The sequence below is a fragment of the Rossellomorea aquimaris genome, from assembly GCF_020171925.1.
In the GTDB taxonomy this organism is placed as follows: Bacteria; Bacillota; Bacilli; order Bacillales; family Bacillaceae_B; genus Rossellomorea; species Rossellomorea aquimaris_F.
Genome location: NZ_JAIVAR010000011.1, coordinates 46142 through 64442 on the forward strand (window position 1 = coordinate 46142; position 18301 = coordinate 64442).

Genomic DNA, 18301 nt, shown 5'->3' on the forward strand with positions numbered 1-18301 from the left:
ATAATAATGCAAAAGATGATTGCATTTTTCAAGAGTTTTTTAAAAATTTTTTCATTAAGCGTTTACACCAAATAAAATTATATCAAGATAGCAATTCACGCCATTTATTAAGACTGATAGACTAGGGAATTGCACGTTCTATGATGAGGAGAGAGATTTCATGCACGAATCCGAAAAACGTTTATATATGTATGAAAAAGTAGCTGAACATCTCGCATCAGGTGTTCACGTAATCGACTCGAGGGGCAGGACCATCATCTACAATCGCAAAATGCGTGAGATCGAGGGGATGGAAATTGAGGACGTCCTTGATAAGAACCTACTGGATGTATTCCAATTTCACTCAGAGGAAGAAAGCACCCTTCTACAAGTCCTGAAGACGAAAGAACCGGCACTCAATGTCAAACAGACTTATTTCAATATAAACGGGTTCGAAATCACGACCATAAACGATACCTTTCCGGTCTTTCATGACGATGTTCTGATCGGGGCAATCGAAATTGCCAGGGACGTCACGATGCTTGAAAAGATGATGCGCGACAATCTGAACAAACGGACGAACAGCCTTTATACATTCGACAGTATCCTTGGAGAAGATGTCCGGCTATTGGAAGCGGTCGAAACAGGGAAGAGAGCCACAAGAATATCTTCCCCAGTGTTGATATGCGGTGAAGCAGGGACTGGAAAAGAGCTGTTCGCGCATAGTATCCACAATGGCAGCTCCCGCTCGGATCGCCCATTCATCGCCCAGAACTGCGCCTCATTACCCGAAGACATGCTGGAAAGCCTTCTTTTCGGAGTGAATGGCACAGAAGCCGGGATGGTTGATGCAGAGAATCACCAGACCCTCTTTCAGCAGGCACAGGGTGGGACATTACTGCTCGATGAGATCAACTCATTATCCCCTTCCCTTCAACAGAAGCTTGTAAACATCCTGCAGGGCGGGACAGAGCTTCCCTTTGATGTCCGGCTGATTGCAACGGTGAACGAAGACCCCATCGATGCAATCGCAGAAGGGCGTCTCCTGAAGGATTTATATTATCGTTTGAGCATTGTTTCCATCTTCATTCCATCGCTTCGTGACCGGAAACAAGATATGAATAACCTGATATGCTTCTTCATCAACCAATTCAACCACCACTTCGCCATGAACATCAAAGGGGTGACGGAAGAGGTTGCTACGATATTCAGGGAGTATGACTGGCCGGGGAATGTAAGGGAACTGGAGCATGTGATAGAAGGAGCATTCAACCTAGTCGGCTTAGAAGAGTGGATTGATTTCAATCACCTGCCGATTGGATTCAGGCAACGGCTGCAGCATGGAACTTCCAGCGGGGAAGTTCAGGAGGAAACCGAGTTCCTGTACCAAACGGGGAGCGACATCAAGCCACTGGAAATCTTTGTGGAAGAAGCAGAAACATATTATATTCAGAAAGCATTGAAGCATCATGAATACAATATTACCCAGACTGCAAAATCCCTTGGCATGAGTCGTCAAAATCTGCAGTACCGGATCAGAAAGTATGGAATCGAGCGTGGAACGGGATATTGAGTGATATTTGTTTGATGACGAAGAAAACGGCCATGCCCAGATTTGGGTGTGGCCGTTTTTGTTTAGAGCGAAATTGAAATAAAGTATGAACCAGGCCGCCCCGTAATGGCCGGGTACAGCCTGGCTCTCTGATCATGTTATTTTACGTATTGCAAATAAGGAGTCAAATCCACCCCTACCCCTTCTGCGACCTTCTTACCAAGCTCCTCATCCGCACGGTAGAAATTACAGATCGCGCGTAGGGCAATCCGGTCGCTGACAGTGCTCAACTCCGCAGTTAAATTCTTGATCAGCTGTTCTTTCACTTCAGGCGAGTAGCTCCGATACACACTGCCTGCCTGACCGAAATCGTCCGTTTTTTCGATTTTTTGACGACCTCGTTCACCTTTCATCGGCTGGTTCACTTCCGTGTAACCTTCCACTTCCTTCGGTTCATCGCCGTAGCTGTTCGGTTCGTAGTTGATCGGGCTCGCTTGTTGTTTGATCGGCATCGCACCGTCTCTTTGATTGTTATGGACGTCTGCAAACGGACAGTTGACCGGCAGCTGCTGATAGTTCGCCCCGATGCGGTAGCGCTGCGTATCGGAATAGGAGAACAGTCGTCCCTGCAACAACTTATCTTCTGACGGAAGCATGCCGTTCACCAATACACCTGGATTGAAGCCGATGGATTCCGTTTCTGCAAACACATTCTCAGGGTTTTTGTTCAAGACCATCGTGCCTACGAAATGAGATGCTATCTCGTCTTCCGGCCAGTCCTTTGTCGCATCCAGCGGATCGAAATCGAATGCGTCCATCTCCATGGGATCCAATACTTGGACATGTAAATCCCACTCGGGGTAATTCCCTTTCTCAATCGCCTCGAATAGATCGCGGCTTGCGTGATTGAAGTCTTGCGCCTGTATTTCCGCAGCTTCCTCAGAGGAAAGATTGACGACACCCTGTTTTGATTTCCATTTCAATTTCACATAGACAGTGTTGCCTGCCTCATTCACCCATTTGAAGGAATGGACACTGGAACCCCTCATCTGGCGGTAATTCGCAGGGATTCCTTCATCGGTGAAAAGATGGATGAGCATATTGGTGGACTCGGGTGTCAACGACATGAAATCCCAGTATCTCTCCCCGTCCTGGATATTCGTGCGTGGATCCGGCTTTAATGAATGGACCATATCAGGAAACTTCATGGCATCCCGGATAAAGAAGACAGGCAGGTTATTCCCTACAAAGTCCCAATTTCCTTCTTCCGTATAAAACTTAACGGCAAACCCGCGTGGATCCCTCAACGTCTCAGGTGAATGCTGTCCATGAATGACCGTAGAAAAACGGGCAAACACTGGTGTCTCAGTGCCTGGGTTTTGGAGGAATTTTGCTTTGGTGTATTTTTTCATGCTGTTTTTTGTGATGAATACTCCATGAGCCCCCGCTCCCCTCGCGTGAACAACCCGTTCTGGTACCCGCTCCCTGTCGAAATGTGCCAGCTTTTCAATCAGTTGATAATCCTCGAGCAGTGATGGACCCCTGCGGCCAGCCGTCATCGAATGTTGATTATCACCGATCGGCGCACCTTGATTTGTCGTTAATTTCTTTCTATCCATATTGAACACCCCTTCAGATTAGAATTATTAAGTAAGTATATTTTCATTCTGCTTAATTGAGAAAAAAAGATTATAATCAATTAAAATAAATAACCATTAAAAAAAGACAACCTATACAAATAAGTTGTCTTTTCAACATTATTATTCTCTTTTTAAAAATAGAACCGCTCTTAAAAACTAAGACCTCATCAATTCGGAGTCCGTGATGAACCTCATTCCTTCAGTGGACTCCAATGAGAAGACGCCACCTCTTCCAGGTTTTACGTCCAATATGATCTTGAAATGCTTCCAATATTCATACTGCTGTGAATTCATATAGAAAGGACAATCGGCTGCAGTACCCACTAACACGTCGCTATCACCTATGATCAAATCATCCTGGCTCAAACACATCGGGGAACTTCCATCACAACATCCTCCTGATTGATGGAAAAGCAGAGGTCCATGTTTGCTCTTAAGCTTTTCAATCAATTGAAGGGCCTGTTCTGTCGCCTCCAGTCTGTTTTCCATTTTAGAAGAATCCTAACTTCTTAGGGCTGTAGCTTACAAGAAGGTTCTTCGTTTGCTGATAGTGAGACAGCATCATCTTGTGCGTTTCACGGCCGATACCAGACATTTTGTATCCTCCGAATGCCGCATGTGCAGGATAGGCGTGGTAGCAGTTTGTCCACACGCGTCCAGCCTGGATTTCACGTCCGAAACGGTAAGCCGTGTTCATATCACGTGTCCATACACCCGCTCCTAGTCCATAAAGTGTATCATTGGCAATTTCAAGTGCTTCTTCCTTTGTTTTGAAGGTTGTAACGGAAACAACCGGTCCAAAGATTTCTTCCTGGAAGATACGCATGGAATTGTCGCCTTTGAAGACAGTCGGTTTTACATAGTAACCGGATTCGTGGTCACCCTCCAGTTTATTCTGTTCACCACCGATCAGGCACTCTGCTCCTTCTTGTTTACCGATTTCGATATAAGAAAGAATCTTATCAAGCTGTTCTTCGGAAGCCTGAGCCCCAAGCATTGTGTCTGTATCCAACGGGTTGCCCTGCTTGATTTGTTTCACGCGCTCGATCGCTCTTTCCATGAACTTGTCATAGATGGATTCCTGGATCAACGCCCTTGAAGGACATGTACATACTTCTCCTTGATTAAGAGCGAACATGACGAAACCTTCCACCGCTTTATCAAGGAAATCATCATCTTCATTCATTACATCTTCAAAGAAGATATTCGGTGACTTACCGCCAAGCTCAAGTGTCACCGGAATGATGTTCTGTGAAGCGTATTGCATGATCAAGCGACCAGTCGTCGTTTCACCAGTGAACGCAACCTTCCCTACACGCTTACTTTGGGCAAGCGGCTTCCCTGCTTCAACACCGAAACCTTGAACCACGTTCAATACACCCTTAGGAAGGAGGTCTTGAATCAGTTCGACAAGGACCATGATGGAAGCCGGGGTCTGCTCTGCAGGCTTCAATACGACACAGTTCCCTGCAGCGAGAGCCGGAGCGATTTTCCAAACAGCCATCAAGATAGGGAAGTTCCAAGGGATGATCTGGGCGACAACCCCGATTGGCTCATGGAAATGATAAGAAACCGTATCATTGTCGATCTCGCCTACCGTGCCTTCCTGGCCTCTGATGCAGCCTGCGAAATAACGGAAATGATCGATGGCAAGCGGCATGTCCGCCGCAAGCGTTTCACGTACCGGCTTACCATTATCCCATGTTTCTGCTACGGCAAGCATTTCCAGGTTTTCTTCCATACGGTCGGCAATCTTATTTAAAATAGAAGCTCTCTCTGCAACGGATGTTTTCCCCCATGCGTCCTTCGCTGCATGCGCAGCATCAAGTGCCTTTTCTACATCCGCTTCATTTGATCGGGCAATTTTCGTAAATATTTTCCCTGTCACAGGCGACACATTCTCGAAGTACTCTCCGCTTGTTGGCGGAACGAATTCCCCACCGATGAAGTTATCATATTTCTCTTTGAATTGAACCAGTGAACCTTTTGTATTCGGATTATTATAAAGCATTCCAGTCCCTCCCGATTGTTATGTATTTCTAACTAGTAAAGCGCTTTCATTTTTCATTATATTCGATGAGAGTTGTACGGACAAGTATATTTTTTAAAAATTCTTTATTTTCTATTTTTACGAGAGGCCGATTTTATAAAAAGATCTTTTCGTAAAGTCTGTTGTTTTTTCATGGCTCTGTTCATTACGGTCTAGATTTCCGCACAAGATTTCGCTTTCCACGGGTAGTCCGTAAGCCACGCGAAAAGCAGTCACCTGGAGCGCAAATCTATACGATTATCTTCTTTGAAAGCAACAATGTTTCCCAACGATAACATCTCTATAGAAAAAGCGATGAATCACATAGTCTTGGATTCATCGCCTTTATGTTTACGGTTTGATTTTCGCATAAAGCTTGGATTCAGTGAGATTCTCATCACTCATGATGTAGGGGTGGCTTCTCTCTAAGATCGACTGCATGTCTGCAGGCATTTTTTCTGATTCATATGCACATATAAGTTTAAGCCTTTGTTCGTTCACCATTTTATCCGTATCCTGTTCGAACCAATCTACGATGTGTGTAGGATCTTCCAGTCTTCCCCATTCTACGTTTGTCCAGGTTCGATATGGGGCACTGCCCTCGAAATAAGGTGTGTAGATTTTCATTAATTGTTCGTAGATCGCAGGAGGATGGTAGCTTCCGCTTGATAGGTAGAATTCGAAATTACTGATTGTATGGACTTGATTTAATTGCGATTCTGTCAGATTCTTTTTTAAACGATCGAGTATCATTTTCAGGTTTTTCTCACTTTCAATGAGTATGACGGTTTCACCTGACTGAATTCCATCGATAAGGTAAGCAATGACATTCTTCAAATACAGCTCTTTGTTTTGGTAACAGTATAGGATGTGTGTGCATGGATTGGTCTTCAAAAGGCGATTCACTTCTTCCATAATGTTACACCTCCCTTTATTCCCCAATATAGTATGTATTCGTGAAAAGTCTTTGAAATCCTTTATCTACATAAAAAGACCGCCCTCACAAATGGGGCGGTCTTAGGTTTATTACTTCTTGATTAGATCTTCGCGTTCTGATTGCTCGATCCACTCTTCAAGCTTATCTTTAAGTGTGTTGAATCCTGCTGGAGTTGTTTCTTCAGCAGCAGGCTTCACACTGCCTTGACGGCGTGGTTTCTTTGCAGCTGGCTTTTCCTGTTGTGCAGGAGCTTCCTCAGTTGCACGGATTGAAAGGCTGATCTTACCAGCAGCTTCGTCCACTGATAATACTTTAACCTTTACTTCATCTCCTACTGAAAGGTGCTCACTTACGTCTTTTACAAAGCCGTGTGTGATTTCAGAGATATGGACAAGTCCTTGAGTTTCTTCATCTAGTGCAACAAATGCACCGTATGGTTGGATACCTGTAACTTTACCTGTTACGACAGATCCTGTTTCGAATTTTGTAGTCATGGTAACACTCCTAGTATATATATTATTTTTCTCTTTTACACGCAATTTTAGATTATACCATAGTTTATGGTTTTCAGCAAAAGGAAATCATTCCTCTTCTTTATCTAAAATGGCGTTTCTCACTAGGTATGATTCCCTATTCTTCACATTCTTAAGCTTTTACTTCTGATGAAAGAATGACCGGGGGGTGCTGGATCCATCGCTCAGGCCTCATAAAATCCGTTTTCTTAAGTTCTTTCAATACCTCTTTTATGCTCTCCGCCGTTTTATATGAAGGATACTGGTTTACACTATATTCATAAGCATGACGAACTTCTTCCTTTAACTTTCCTTCGGCTGTAAAGATCGGCTGATTCACGCCTCCTGTCACAAAATAACCATACAGCGTCTCATACTCAAGCCTCACCTCATCCCTGAAGCGGGAATTCTCGGGCAGGTCCCGTAACAGCTTTTCAAGCAGCATCAGGCGGTCCCCCGCACCATTCCAATCAACGGTGAATTCGCCCGCTTCAAGGATCGGCGATTGTTTCATCTCCAAGTAAGAGACATAAACTTCTGGAAGGGCATGGTCTGATAACATATTTACATACTCCTGATCGATCGAGGCATAGAGCTCATCATCCACTTCGTCGTAGCTCAGTTTGACGGCATTATTTGTGATGCCATCAAGAAGAACGCGAAACTCCTTGGGATAGTGCTGGATGCCATTCAGGCTTTTCACATTCAACTTACCATCCTCGATATGGGGCTTCCACCACTCCTTATATTGCCGGAGCTTTTCTTGATAAATCGGGAGGAGGTCCCGTTGATCCTCGAGAAACTGTCCTGTCCATGCTTCCGATTCCATGATCGTCATGCCCCGCTTCAAACTTCCGATCATCATATCAGGGGTCCTTAATGAATCTTCTATCCAACTTTCCCCTTTTTCCACCCATTCAAGCTTTTGTTCCACCGGGTAATCCCTTTTAGGGATTGATTCAACGAACAGTAAATGTTTCTGTGCATCCTGATCCATCAGGGTGCCACTGAACGCGGACTCAGAAAGTCCAAGGCGGGCCATTGCCTGGGTTTTGCGGAGCTCGTAAAGCTGATGGGCACTTTCGATCCTCGCATTCAATTCTTCACTTGTGGCGCCTGTATAGGAGTCATGAGATCCAGTTCGGTCCGTTTGTTGGGGTTCACTCATCCCCCCGTTGCCGATGATCAACTGCAGTGCAAGTACCGTCCCTATTAGGAACACACCTATGAAACTGGCGGCGTAAGGCCAATGGATCCGCGGCCTTGAGCGCTTTTTCACTTCCGATTCCTCCGCCTTTATCTCTTTGATGATCTGGTCAGCATTCGTCTGGAGAGGCAGCTTTTTATAGGAACGGTCCAAGAATTCAAGCCTTTTTTCAAGCATTTTATCATCCATTTTCCTTACCCTCCCCTCGTTCCGCTTCCTCAAGCATTTTTTTCAATAAGCTTTTCCCTCTTAATAGCCTTGTCTTAAGGGTAGAAAGATTGATTGCAAGGATCGCGGCCATCTCCTCATATTTTTTCTCGTGAAAGTAGTACAAGATGATCGGGACCCGATATTTTTCATCCAGCATCTGAATGCACTCGTGAAGGACACGGTCCTCTTCCTCTCTAATGAAGTGTTTATGGTCATGGGAGGGTTCTTCCCTTGGTTCATTCATAACTTTCTGAATGCGTTTCGTATATTGACGATCCTTCCTCTTGAAGTCCTTCGAAACATTCAATGTAATCTTATATAACCATGTCGAAAACTTCGCATGGGTGAAACCATCCAGGAATCTGTACACCCTGATGAACACCTCTTGACTGATGTCCTGAATGTCATCTATGTTATTCCCCATTTGATAGGCGAAGCGTTCCACAATGGGGGAATAATCCCGGATGAGTTGACTGTAAGCCGTCAAGTCCCCGTGCTTCGCCTTTTCAATCAGTTGAGATTCGTCCAATGCTCATGACTCCTCCTTTCGTACCTTCTCCTATTAATGTAACGCAGTCTGATCTCATTTTGTTTCAATAAATGGGCAAAAAAAAATAAATCCCCCGATTTGAGGGATTTATTTTTCTGTGTGGACTTTTCGCGCTTCCATCATTTTCTTCCTTTGCTTCCGGATATAAGGTGCGGCATAAAGCCAGAACGCTGCAAAATGAGCAAATGCGAAGTTGAAGACAAACAAGCTCCAGAATGTCACGTGTCCCCATCCACCCATCTCAGGAACGGCCACATAGTAGATGAAGATTGCCCATAAAGCTAACAGGAATGGAATATGGACCAAGGCCCATTTCCTATGTTCGATCCATAAAAACAACGGGGTAGCCGTTGCAACAAATAAATACACCATAAACATATCCATACATGATCCCTCCAAGTTAAGCGCTTTCAATTTTGACTAATTATTGACGAAAAATTGTCTAATTTGTGAACGATTCTTACCATTAGTATACTATACTTTGCTAAGATTTCCAGCCCGTTTTACTTTTTTTCAGAAAAATAGGAAGAATTTCATGATTTGAAACGCTTTCAAGCATACTAAGTGAAGAAACTTCACATACTGTTCGTTTCAACTGATTTACAGCAACTTTTCATCTAGATTGAAAATTTGAAAATCCGGTGTACACAGCTACAAAAACATAGTAGTATGAAAAAATCATTTTTATTTGTAGAAAGGAGCATCGTCATGGCAAAAAAACAACAATGGTCTTCAAAACTCGGTTTCATTCTGGCTGCAGCCGGATCTGCCATCGGACTCGGTGCAATTTGGAAATTCCCTTATATGGCAGGAGCGAATGGTGGAGGGGTTTTCTTCGTGCTCTTCATCATTTTTACGATTCTGATCGGTACGCCCATCCTGCTTGCGGAATTCGTCATCGGTCGAAGGACCGGTGCTGATGCGATTACTTCATATAAGAAGCTCGCCCCCGGTTCCGCCTGGCACTTGATCGGCTATCTTGGGACCATCGTTTCGTTTATCATTCTGTCCTTTTACAGTGTAGTGGGAGGCTGGATATTATCTTATCTTACCCGCAGCTTCACGGGGGCATTATCGGGTAAAACCCAGGAACAATATGGGGCATTATTTGAAAGCATCATTGCAAGCCCATGGGAAGTCCTAGTTACACAATTCCTGTTCATCATCCTGACTGTGATGGTCGTACAAGGGGGGATCCAGAAAGGAATTGAGCGTGCGAGCCGCTACATGATGCCGTCTTTATTTATTTTATTTCTTATCCTGTTGGCACGTTCACTCACACTTGATGGAGCCATGGAAGGGGTCAGCTTCCTTCTCGTACCGGACTGGGGTTACTTGACTGGCGAGACGGCCTTACTTGCATTGGGCCAAGCCTTCTTCTCCCTGAGCGTCGGTCTTTCCGTCATGGTCACTTATGCATCGTATCTTTCCAAGGAAGATAGCATGCCACGTTCGGCGATGTCGGTTTCAGGACTGAATATCTTCATTTCCTTGTTGGCTGGCCTGGTGATCTTCCCTTCGGTGTACGCACTCGGGTTCAAGCCAGATGAAGGTCCGGGGATTGCATTCGTCGTGCTTCCAGCCGTATTCAATGAAATGGCTTTCGGAGGTATTTTCCTGACTGTATTCTTGATTCTTTTATTATTTGCGACGCTGACATCCGCATTTTCAATCCTTGAAATCGGAGTTGCCGCGCTGACAAAAGGAAATCAGAAAAAGAGAATGCCTTATACATGGCTGATGGGGATCCTCGTATTCATCGCAGGCATTCCAAGTGCACTCTCATTCGGCGTATTCAGCGATTTCACCATCCTGGGCCGCAACTTCTTTGATTTTGCAGACTATCTCACCAGCAGCTTCGGGTTACCGATTGGTGCGTTATTAATCAGCATCTTCGTATCATACAAGCTAAAGACCGAGGATGTACGCAACGAACTTCAGCAGGGCTCGTCCATTTCACCGGGAATATTCAACCTGTGGATCAACCTGCTCCGCTACATCGTCCCGATAGCCATCATACTCGTATTCTTATCCAAATAAGAAGGTACGTCCCGCATCGCTTTAAAGCGATGCGGGACGTACCTTTATTTTTAACATTTTGTTCACGAGTAGACCGTCTACTTTATTTGGTTTGGTGATAAACTAAAGGAAAGAAGATGATGAATATTTGGGAGGGGTTCTGATATGTCACATTTTGGAGAGAACTTGAGGAGAGTACGGGAAGATCGAAATATTTCTCAACGTGAATTAGCATTGAAAGCCCGCTTGGGGCTGGGGACGATTGAAAAGTATGAAAACGATGAACAAATCCCCGATACGCAAACCATTTTAAAACTCTCAACCGTGCTTGATATCCCTGCTTCAGAATTATTGGAACGGGAAGTGAACGACCACCACTCATCCGGAATCGATGCGGAAATCGAACAACTGATCAATGAAATCGGCCAGAAACGCACAAAGCTGATCCTCCGAAAAGCAAAGGAATTCTCAGAAGAAGATTTCCTGAGAGTCATGCAAATGCTGTATGAAGTGAAATATGAAAAATAAAATTTGATACCATGTATAATTTTCCATATCAGGGGCGATACTGAAACTAAGCTTTCTAAGTATTCCCCCTTTTGTTTTCATTTGCTGGACGATCTTGTATCGTCCTATTTTTTTTTGCCCTCAGTCTTCGAAAAGCGGAAGTGGGCGTTTTTCTCCCTTTGAAAAATGTTCTTCGGCTTTAGAGGCATTATTGCCACAAAAGTCGTAGGTTGATTTTCAAACGGGAGCAGACCACTGGAGCTAGAATAAAAACAGTTAAAAACCCGAACCAATTTGGCTTCCAACAGCCAAATTGGTTCGGGTTTTACTTTGTCTGAAACACTCTTGTCCAAGACTCGTCTACTGTGTCAATCAGCCGCCATTCTTATCTACAAAGCGCTTCATCCTCTTCACGGCTTCCTGCAGCTGCTCCATGGAAGACGCATACGAACATCGGATATGCCCTTCCCCGCCCCTACCGAACACATTTCCAGGTACGACAGCCACTCGTTCTTCGATCAATAGTTTCTCTGCAAACTGTTCAGAGGAAAGTCCCGTTTTGCTAATGGACGGGAAGGCATAGAATGCCCCGCCAGGCAAATGGCATGAAAGCCCCATCTCATTTAGTGAATCGACAAAATAATGGCGTCGATGGCGATAACTCCGCTTCATTTCAAGTACATCATCCATCCCTTTATCCAAGGCTTCGACCGCCGCGAACTGGGCAGGGGTCGAGGCACACATCATGGCGTACTGGTGGATTTTCAATAGCGGCACGGCGATGTCAGCCGGTGCACAAATGAATCCAAGCCTCCAGCCCGTCATGGCAAATCCTTTTGAGAACCCGTTGATGACGATCGTACGTGATCTCATGCCCTCGAGGGAAGCAATCGAAACGTGGCCGCTGTCATAGGCAAGCTCTGAATAGATCTCATCTGACAATACGACCAGATCATGCTGTTCGATGACTTCTGCGAGCTTTTCAAGGTTTTCTTTTTCAAGCACTGTTCCTGTCGGGTTATTCGGCGAGCAAAGCAGGACTGCTTTCGTACGGCTTGTGATCACTTCTTCCAGTTCCTCCGGAGTCAGTTTAAAACCATTCTCTGGCTTCGTTTCGACCGTTACCGGGACACCTCCTGCAAGCTGGACAAGTGGGACATACGAGACGAACCCCGGCTCCACGACCACAACTTCATCCCCTGGATCGATGATGGCCCGCATGCTGATATCAAGTGCCTGGCTCGCTCCCACGGTTACAATGATTTCACTTTTCGCATCATATTCAATGCCATAACCGTCCTTCATGTATGTGCTGATTTTCTCACGCAGTTCCAATAAACCCGCATTGGCGGTATAGGACGTGAAGCCTTGCTCGAGTGATAAAATCGCCGCTTCCCTCACCGTCCATGATGTGATGAAATCGGGTTCCCCCACACCAAGGGAGATGACCCCTTCCATATTCGCAGCCAGATCAAAGAATTTACGAATTCCCGAAGGCTTCAGATTTTCAACCGATTTTGCGATATAAGATGTTTTTGTCGTCATGGTGACACCACAATTCGTTTATCTTCATGGGAATCCCCAAAGATCGTCCCATCGTGTTTATATTTTTTCAGCTGGAAGTGTGTCGTCGTGGACAGCACTGAATCCAGTGTGGACAATTTCTCCGACACGAATGTTGCCACTTCATGCATGGACCGCCCGTCCACTGTCACCGATAAATCATATGCACCCGACATAAGGTATACACTCTTCACTTCTTTATATCGATAGATCCGCTGTGCGACCTCATCGAAACCGACTCCCCGTTTCGGGGCGACTTTCACATCGATCATGGCCGTGACACCTTCATGCCCCTCCACCTTCGACCAGTCGACAATCGAGCTGTATCGCACAAGGATATTCTCGTGTTCAAGCTTGGACAGCGCCTTCTCCACTTCCTCCGATGATACCTGAAGCATCTTCCCTAAATTCTCTGACGAAATCCTGGCATCCTTTTGTAAAATCCTGAGTAGATCAATTTCGAGTTCACTAAGCTGCATGTTCTTCCTCCTCCAAACCACTTAAATGGTTTCATTATAGCAGAAGCGGTAAAAATGGAAAGCCGTTTTTCATCCGTTTTCCTCCGATGTGCCTAAAACTTTCCCCAACTCATCCCGATACAGATTTAAAGGTGTTAAATGTCGGAAAGAGGGTAAAATACGATAAACGAAATCGTGTGAGGAGTGACGAATCATGCAGGCAACCGATTTTGCAAGAACCGCTAACATAAATGGCGCAGATATCTATTACGAGTATCACCAGCATCCATCAGCATCCGAAACGTTCGTACTTCTTCATGGCTTCCTGTCCTCGTCCTTCAGCTTCAGACGGCTGACACCTCTACTCAAAGAAAATTATAATGTCATCTCCATCGACCTGCCGCCTTTCGGAAGCAGCGGCAAATCGAACCGGTTTGTGTATTCCTATGATAATCTTGCAAGTACCGTCATCTCACTGCTCGACTCGCTGAACGTAAGGAATATCCACCTGACAGGGCACTCGATGGGAGGACAAATTGCCCTTTACGTCATGAAAAAGGAGCCTTCCCTTGTCGATAAAGGGGTCCTTCTGTGTAGCTCAGGGTACTTGAAGAGAATAAAATGGCCGGTGATGATGGCAAGCAGGATGCCCTTCTTCCACTTGTATGTGAAGCTGTGGCTTATGCGGTCCGGCGTCCGGAGCAATCTTGAGAACGTTGTCCATAATACATCATTGATCGATGACGAAATGATGTTCGGGTACATGAAGCCCTTCCTCGAAGATGATATCTTCAAAGCCCTTACCCGGATGATACGGGATCGTGAAGGAGATCTATCCATCGGGGAAATCAAGAAGATCGAAACACCCTGCCTCCTTGTATGGGGGGAGCATGACCGGGTCGTCCCCCTCGCGACGGGACAGAGGCTTGCCAAGGATCTTCCAAAGTCTTCCCTCGTTGTGTTGGAGGAAACCGGTCATCTTGTTCCTGAGGAAAGGCCCGAGGAGGTCCTGCACCACATCCGGCAGTTCGTATACGCTGACTCGAATGAACTTGCAAGAAACAATCACCCTCATTATCAAGACGGACTTTCCCCATCGCTTCTGACTGAATCGTAGGGGAAGGTCCCTTGCGTTTTATCTACAGCTGAAATTCATCCAATCGTTTGGATGGCTTCAAACAGATGATTATCATCTTTTTGAATTACATAATAAGATAGTATCAGCATAGGTTCGCCTGAAATCCGGGTCTCACGCTAAACGGTTGAGCCCGTTTTCAAGGCATACATTTTATAGACATAAAGAATGCAGTAGGAAAATAGGAAAGGAGTAATGGACAATGAATGATTTCGAAAAGGTGATCGATCGTACGGGGACTTCATCCGTCAAATGGGATATGACCAAAACGGTATTCGGGAAAGATGATGTACTGCCGATGTGGGTCGCGGACATGGATTTCCTCCCTCCGGCTGAGGTGACTGAAGCACTCAAAAATAGATTGGAGCATGGCATATTCGGCTATACCTTTGTCGGGGACGGTCCTCGTGAGGCGATTGTCGAATGGATCCAGAAACGACACGGATGGAGCATACATAAAGACTGGCTGCAATACAGTCCGGGCGTCGTCCCTGCGATCGGGACCATCATCCAGGCACTGACGGAGCCTGGTGATAAGGTATTGGTTCAGTCACCTGTTTACACACCGTTCTTTAACATGACCGAAGAGAACGGGCGCGTTGTCGAAAATGCCCCATTGGACTATATTGACGGGACATACCGCATTTCATTCGAAGACTTCGAAGAGTCATTGAAGAAAGGGGTTAAGCTATTCCTCCTTTGCAACCCCCACAATCCAAGTGGACGGGTGTGGACACGCGAGGAGCTGACGAAAATGGCAGAGCTCTGTAAAAAATATAGCGTCATCATCGTCTCGGATGAAATCCACTCAGACCTAGTGTATGAGGAGCACGCCCATACCCCGATAGCCTCCATCGACGAAAGCTATCTGGACTCGGTCATCACGTGCATTGCACCAAGCAAGACCTTCAATCTTGCCGGCCTCCAAGCGTCTGCAATGATTACGCCGAACAAACATTTCCGCGACAGCATTGCAGAGGTCCATAAACGACAGGGCTTCTTCACGTTGAATACGTTCGGGATCACCGGGATGGAAGCTGCCTATCGTCATGGTGAGAAATGGCTGGAAGACATCCTGGATTATTTAAAGGAAAATGTGAATCGCACGAAATCATTCCTTGAGGAGCGATTACCAGATCTTCACCTGGTCGACCCGGAAGGCACCTACCTGCTTTGGATCGATTGCAGGAAGCTTGGCCTTTCCGATGATGAGCTAAAGGAACGCTTGCTTGAAAAAGGGAAGCTCGGCTTAGAGCCTGGTCCGAAATACGGAAAAGGCGGAGAAGGATTTGTGCGGATGAATATCGCCTGTCCCCGTGAAATCCTGGAAGATGGATTGAGCAGGCTTTATAAGGCACTGGGAGAATAAGAAGGAAAAAAAGGCAGGAGACCCGCATGGGAATCCTGCCTTTTTTGGTTATCACGGCGCACCGTGACCTCTTTCTGTCCACGGCTTGCGCGATGTTATTTCTTTTGTTTTTCTTTTGCGATTTCAGCGCATGCAATCCTCAAACCCGAATCACCGGCCGGCTGCGTCATTCCGTCATCTTTATTTTCAGTGATGATGAGCGAGGTCCCGTCCTTCGTGAATAAGGACGCCTTTCCTTTTGTCATGGTGACAAGCGGTGCCATCAGCTTCGCCTTGAACGTCCCGTCATCTTCTACGATCAGATTAGGCAGGTCCCCGGCATGTGCCCCTTCCGGATGCAACAGGCCATGCATTTTGTCTTCTGGATTAAAATGATTGCCGGCGGATACGAAGTCGGGGCGTTTACAGGACCCTTTCTCATGAAAATGGATGCCGTGCTCCCCCGGTGGGAGACCTTCAAGATCAAGGTCCACTTCCACACCGTCCGCCCTCTCCTGAAGGATGACCATGCCCAATGAGTCCCCCGTCTCATTCTTCATGTTTATTTCTATCTTCTTTGGGTTTTCAATGGCACATGCCCCAAGCAGGAAGGCAGGCAGCACTATGTAAAGTAATAGATTCTTCTGCATATGATTCCTCCAAATGTGCATACTCTCCTTCCATTTTTGACGAGATGGGGCGAAAGTATTCCCTTTGAAGAGAAAAATATGGTCCCTGGTGGATCCAATTGGTTGCGTGCTAAGGGGATCCACCACCTCCCCGACAGTTAAGAAAAAGCGCGCCTCTTATTCTTGAGGCGCGCTTAAAGATCCATTATTTTGTTTCCCGGTTACGTTCCCTTATTTCATCCTCGATCGCTTTTGTCTTAAGTTCTTCCTTCTTCGAAGCTTTCTTGATCAAGCGAAACGTCAGGATCGTCAGGATAAAGAAGATGAGCATCCATATTGCGGCAGGGATGTACTCTGTCTTATCTTCCGGAAAGTATAGGAATAAATTCAATACAAATGATGAAAGCATATGTGGCTCCTTTCCCTACACCATTGACTCTTAATCCATTATACCAAGATACCCCCCAAGAAACCATTTTCTCCGACAATTATTTCCCCTTTTGAAGGAACGTCCCTCACCGCTTTAAAGCAGTGAGGGACGTTCCTTCATGCTCCGACAATTTCCGAGGAAATAAGCGTAACAAAACCCCTTATCCTAAAGCCGGATAAGGGGTCACAAGGTGCATTATTTGACGACTGTCATTTTTTCAATGATGACATCTTCTTTCGGCGCATCATTCGGTCCTGTTTCCACATTGGCGATTTTATCGACGATGTCCATTCCTTCGATCACTTGACCGAATACCGTATGTTTGAAATCAAGATGAGGGGTTCCGCCTCGTTCCATATATGCTTCGATGATTTCCTGCGGGAAGCCGGCTTCCTTCATCTTATCTTCAAACGCAGGGTTCAACTCACTGTTCTGAACGATGAAGAATTGACTTCCATTTGTATCAGGTCCTGCATTCGCCATGGAAAGCGCTCCACGGATGTTGAAAAGCTGCTTGGAGAATTCATCTTCGAACGATTCTCCCCAGATGCTTTCTCCGCCGGTTCCGTTACCGCTCGGATCACCGCCCTGAATCATGAAATCCTTGATCACCCGGTGAAATTTCAAACCATCATAGTAACCGTTTTCGCTGTGCGTGACAAAGTTTTCGACCGTCTTGGGTGCCTGTTCAGGGAATAACTTGATTTTAATGGTACCCATCGACGTCTTCATTTCGACCAATTTCTCGTTATCTGCGACTTCCGTTGTCAGCTGCGGATATGTCATGTCTCCATCTCCTCCTGATCCTTCATCACTTGTTTTCTTTTCTGTTTCAGCAGGTTTTCCTTCACTGCCGTCACCCTTCTCTGTTTGTCCACATCCGGCAAGGATTAAACCTATCAGACACATGGATATTAGTACCAGCCTCTTCATTTATGTACCTCCGCATGTTACTTTTATAGTAAGGTAGATCAAACCACTTTGAGTTCCATTATAATAGACTTGTACGATGAATAGGAGGGGTATTTTGCAAAATTTTCAAATAGGGGATAAAGTCACAGCCTTTTATAAAACGGGAAAATATATCGGGGAAATCACTGGTGAACGACCAGGGGCATATGTTGTAAAGGTCCTTGCCGTACTCAAGCATCCTCGACAAGGGGACTTACATAATCCTGCCGAAGTCGATGTCCCGCTATTCCACGAACGCAAGGCTCTCGCTTTCCGTGAACAATCAAACATGCCAGAAAAGATGGTGAAGCCTTACGATGGAGACATCCCGGCATACAACGAAACTCTCCTGACAGCATTCGATGATCTGAAAAAGCAGCTGGAAGCAGACGGATCACCGCATGCGGTAAAGAGCATGGAGGCCCTTCGAGGAGTTCAGCGTGAGTATGAGCTGATGTATGGATTGACGTTTAAGGATTGAACGAATTGCTGTAAAAATGAAAATGAAAAAACGTGCCTACTAGGAGGTACCGACCCCCGAAAGTTAGAGTGAAAAAACTAACTTTCGGGGGTGTTTTTTTGGCTAAATATAGTGATGAATTTAAAATGAAACTTGTCATCGAGTATTTATCTGGAAATCTAGGA

General features: G+C 45.6%; 19 protein-coding genes. 6 read left to right on the forward strand and 13 right to left on the reverse strand.

Annotation, left to right across the window (positions count from 1 at the left end):
• Positions 1–160 precede the first annotated feature (160 nt).
• The gene (locus tag LCM10_RS19925; RefSeq protein WP_224878227.1) at positions 161–1552 is read left to right on the forward strand and encodes a sigma-54 interaction domain-containing protein; all 1392 of its coding nucleotides are present in this window, start codon (positions 161–163) and stop codon (positions 1550–1552) included.
• Positions 1553–1689: 137 nt separating this feature from the next.
• On the opposite strand, the gene LCM10_RS19930 is transcribed toward LCM10_RS19925, so the two are convergent.
• From LCM10_RS19930 to LCM10_RS19965, 8 genes are all read right to left on the reverse strand, one after another.
• The gene (locus LCM10_RS19930) at positions 1690–3150 is read right to left on the reverse strand and encodes a catalase (RefSeq protein WP_224878229.1); all 1461 of its coding nucleotides are present in this window, start codon (positions 3148–3150) and stop codon (positions 1690–1692) included.
• 177 nt (positions 3151–3327) lie between these two features.
• Positions 3328–3660 (reverse strand): DUF779 domain-containing protein, encoded by a 333-nt coding sequence (locus tag LCM10_RS19935; RefSeq protein ID WP_224878231.1) that lies wholly within the window; start codon positions 3658–3660, stop codon positions 3328–3330.
• 1 nt (position 3661) lies between these two features.
• The gene (gene adh, locus LCM10_RS19940) at positions 3662–5182 is read right to left on the reverse strand and encodes an aldehyde dehydrogenase (protein WP_224878232.1); all 1521 of its coding nucleotides are present in this window, start codon (positions 5180–5182) and stop codon (positions 3662–3664) included.
• A gap of 369 nt (positions 5183–5551) precedes the next feature.
• Entirely contained in the window at positions 5552–6115 is a 564-nt protein-coding gene (locus tag LCM10_RS19945) for an MEDS domain-containing protein (protein WP_224878234.1), read from the reverse strand.
• A 111-nt stretch (positions 6116–6226) separates the two neighbouring features.
• Positions 6227–6631 carry a S1 domain-containing post-transcriptional regulator GSP13 gene (gene yugI / locus LCM10_RS19950; protein ID WP_224878236.1) on the reverse strand — a complete coding sequence of 135 codons (405 nt, stop codon included), beginning with the start codon at positions 6629–6631 and terminating at the stop codon, positions 6227–6229.
• A gap of 151 nt (positions 6632–6782) precedes the next feature.
• Positions 6783–8045, reverse strand: coding sequence for a hypothetical protein (locus LCM10_RS19955; RefSeq protein ID WP_224878238.1), 1263 nt, complete (start codon positions 8043–8045; stop codon positions 6783–6785).
• Positions 8038–8595: an RNA polymerase sigma factor gene (locus LCM10_RS19960; RefSeq protein ID WP_224878240.1), complete on the reverse strand. Its 558-nt coding sequence runs from the start codon at positions 8593–8595 to the stop codon at positions 8038–8040. Before LCM10_RS19960 ends, LCM10_RS19955 begins: the two co-directional genes overlap by 8 nt.
• Positions 8596–8703: 108 nt before the next feature.
• A complete protein-coding gene (locus tag LCM10_RS19965) occupies positions 8704–9000 on the reverse strand; it encodes a spore morphogenesis/germination protein YwcE (RefSeq protein WP_224878242.1) in 297 nt (98 codons plus the stop codon).
• Positions 9001–9324: 324 nt separating this feature from the next.
• On the opposite strand from LCM10_RS19965, the gene LCM10_RS19970 reads away from it, so the two are divergent.
• Positions 9325–10656 carry a sodium-dependent transporter gene (locus LCM10_RS19970; RefSeq protein WP_224878244.1) on the forward strand — a complete coding sequence of 444 codons (1332 nt, stop codon included), beginning with the start codon at positions 9325–9327 and terminating at the stop codon, positions 10654–10656.
• A gap of 144 nt (positions 10657–10800) precedes the next feature.
• A complete protein-coding gene (locus LCM10_RS19975; protein WP_224878245.1) occupies positions 10801–11163 on the forward strand; it encodes a helix-turn-helix domain-containing protein in 363 nt (120 codons plus the stop codon).
• Between the two features lie 351 nt (positions 11164–11514).
• Here the strand turns inward: LCM10_RS19975 and LCM10_RS19980 are convergent, their stop codons facing one another.
• Both LCM10_RS19980 and LCM10_RS19985 read right to left on the reverse strand, forming a co-directional pair.
• Positions 11515–12687, reverse strand: a complete 1173-nt coding sequence (locus LCM10_RS19980) for an aminotransferase (RefSeq protein WP_224878247.1) — start codon at positions 12685–12687, stop codon at positions 11515–11517.
• Positions 12684–13184: an Lrp/AsnC family transcriptional regulator gene (locus tag LCM10_RS19985; RefSeq protein WP_224878249.1), complete on the reverse strand. Its 501-nt coding sequence runs from the start codon at positions 13182–13184 to the stop codon at positions 12684–12686. The genes LCM10_RS19980 and LCM10_RS19985 overlap by 4 nt, the downstream gene beginning before the upstream one ends.
• A gap of 193 nt (positions 13185–13377) precedes the next feature.
• On the opposite strand from LCM10_RS19985, the gene LCM10_RS19990 reads away from it, so the two are divergent.
• Positions 13378–14280 carry an alpha/beta fold hydrolase gene (locus LCM10_RS19990; protein ID WP_224878250.1) on the forward strand — a complete coding sequence of 301 codons (903 nt, stop codon included), beginning with the start codon at positions 13378–13380 and terminating at the stop codon, positions 14278–14280.
• Positions 14281–14500: 220 nt separating this feature from the next.
• The gene (locus tag LCM10_RS19995) at positions 14501–15667 is read left to right on the forward strand and encodes a MalY/PatB family protein (RefSeq protein WP_224878252.1); all 1167 of its coding nucleotides are present in this window, start codon (positions 14501–14503) and stop codon (positions 15665–15667) included.
• A gap of 95 nt (positions 15668–15762) precedes the next feature.
• Here the strand turns inward: LCM10_RS19995 and LCM10_RS20000 are convergent, their stop codons facing one another.
• The 3 genes from LCM10_RS20000 to LCM10_RS20010 all read right to left on the reverse strand — a co-directional run bounded on the left by LCM10_RS20000 (position 15763) and on the right by LCM10_RS20010 (position 17491).
• On the reverse strand, positions 15763–16296 hold the full coding sequence (locus LCM10_RS20000; protein WP_224878254.1) for a superoxide dismutase family protein: 534 nt from the start codon (positions 16294–16296) through the stop codon (positions 15763–15765).
• Between the two features lie 184 nt (positions 16297–16480).
• On the reverse strand, positions 16481–16684 hold the full coding sequence (locus LCM10_RS20005) for a hypothetical protein (protein WP_224878256.1): 204 nt from the start codon (positions 16682–16684) through the stop codon (positions 16481–16483).
• Positions 16685–16900: 216 nt separating this feature from the next.
• A complete protein-coding gene (locus LCM10_RS20010) occupies positions 16901–17491 on the reverse strand; it encodes a peptidylprolyl isomerase (protein ID WP_224878264.1) in 591 nt (196 codons plus the stop codon).
• A gap of 238 nt (positions 17492–17729) precedes the next feature.
• On the opposite strand from LCM10_RS20010, the gene LCM10_RS20015 reads away from it, so the two are divergent.
• Positions 17730–18137: a kinase-associated lipoprotein B gene (locus LCM10_RS20015; protein ID WP_224878266.1), complete on the forward strand. Its 408-nt coding sequence runs from the start codon at positions 17730–17732 to the stop codon at positions 18135–18137.
• Positions 18138–18301: the final 164 nt, after the last annotated feature.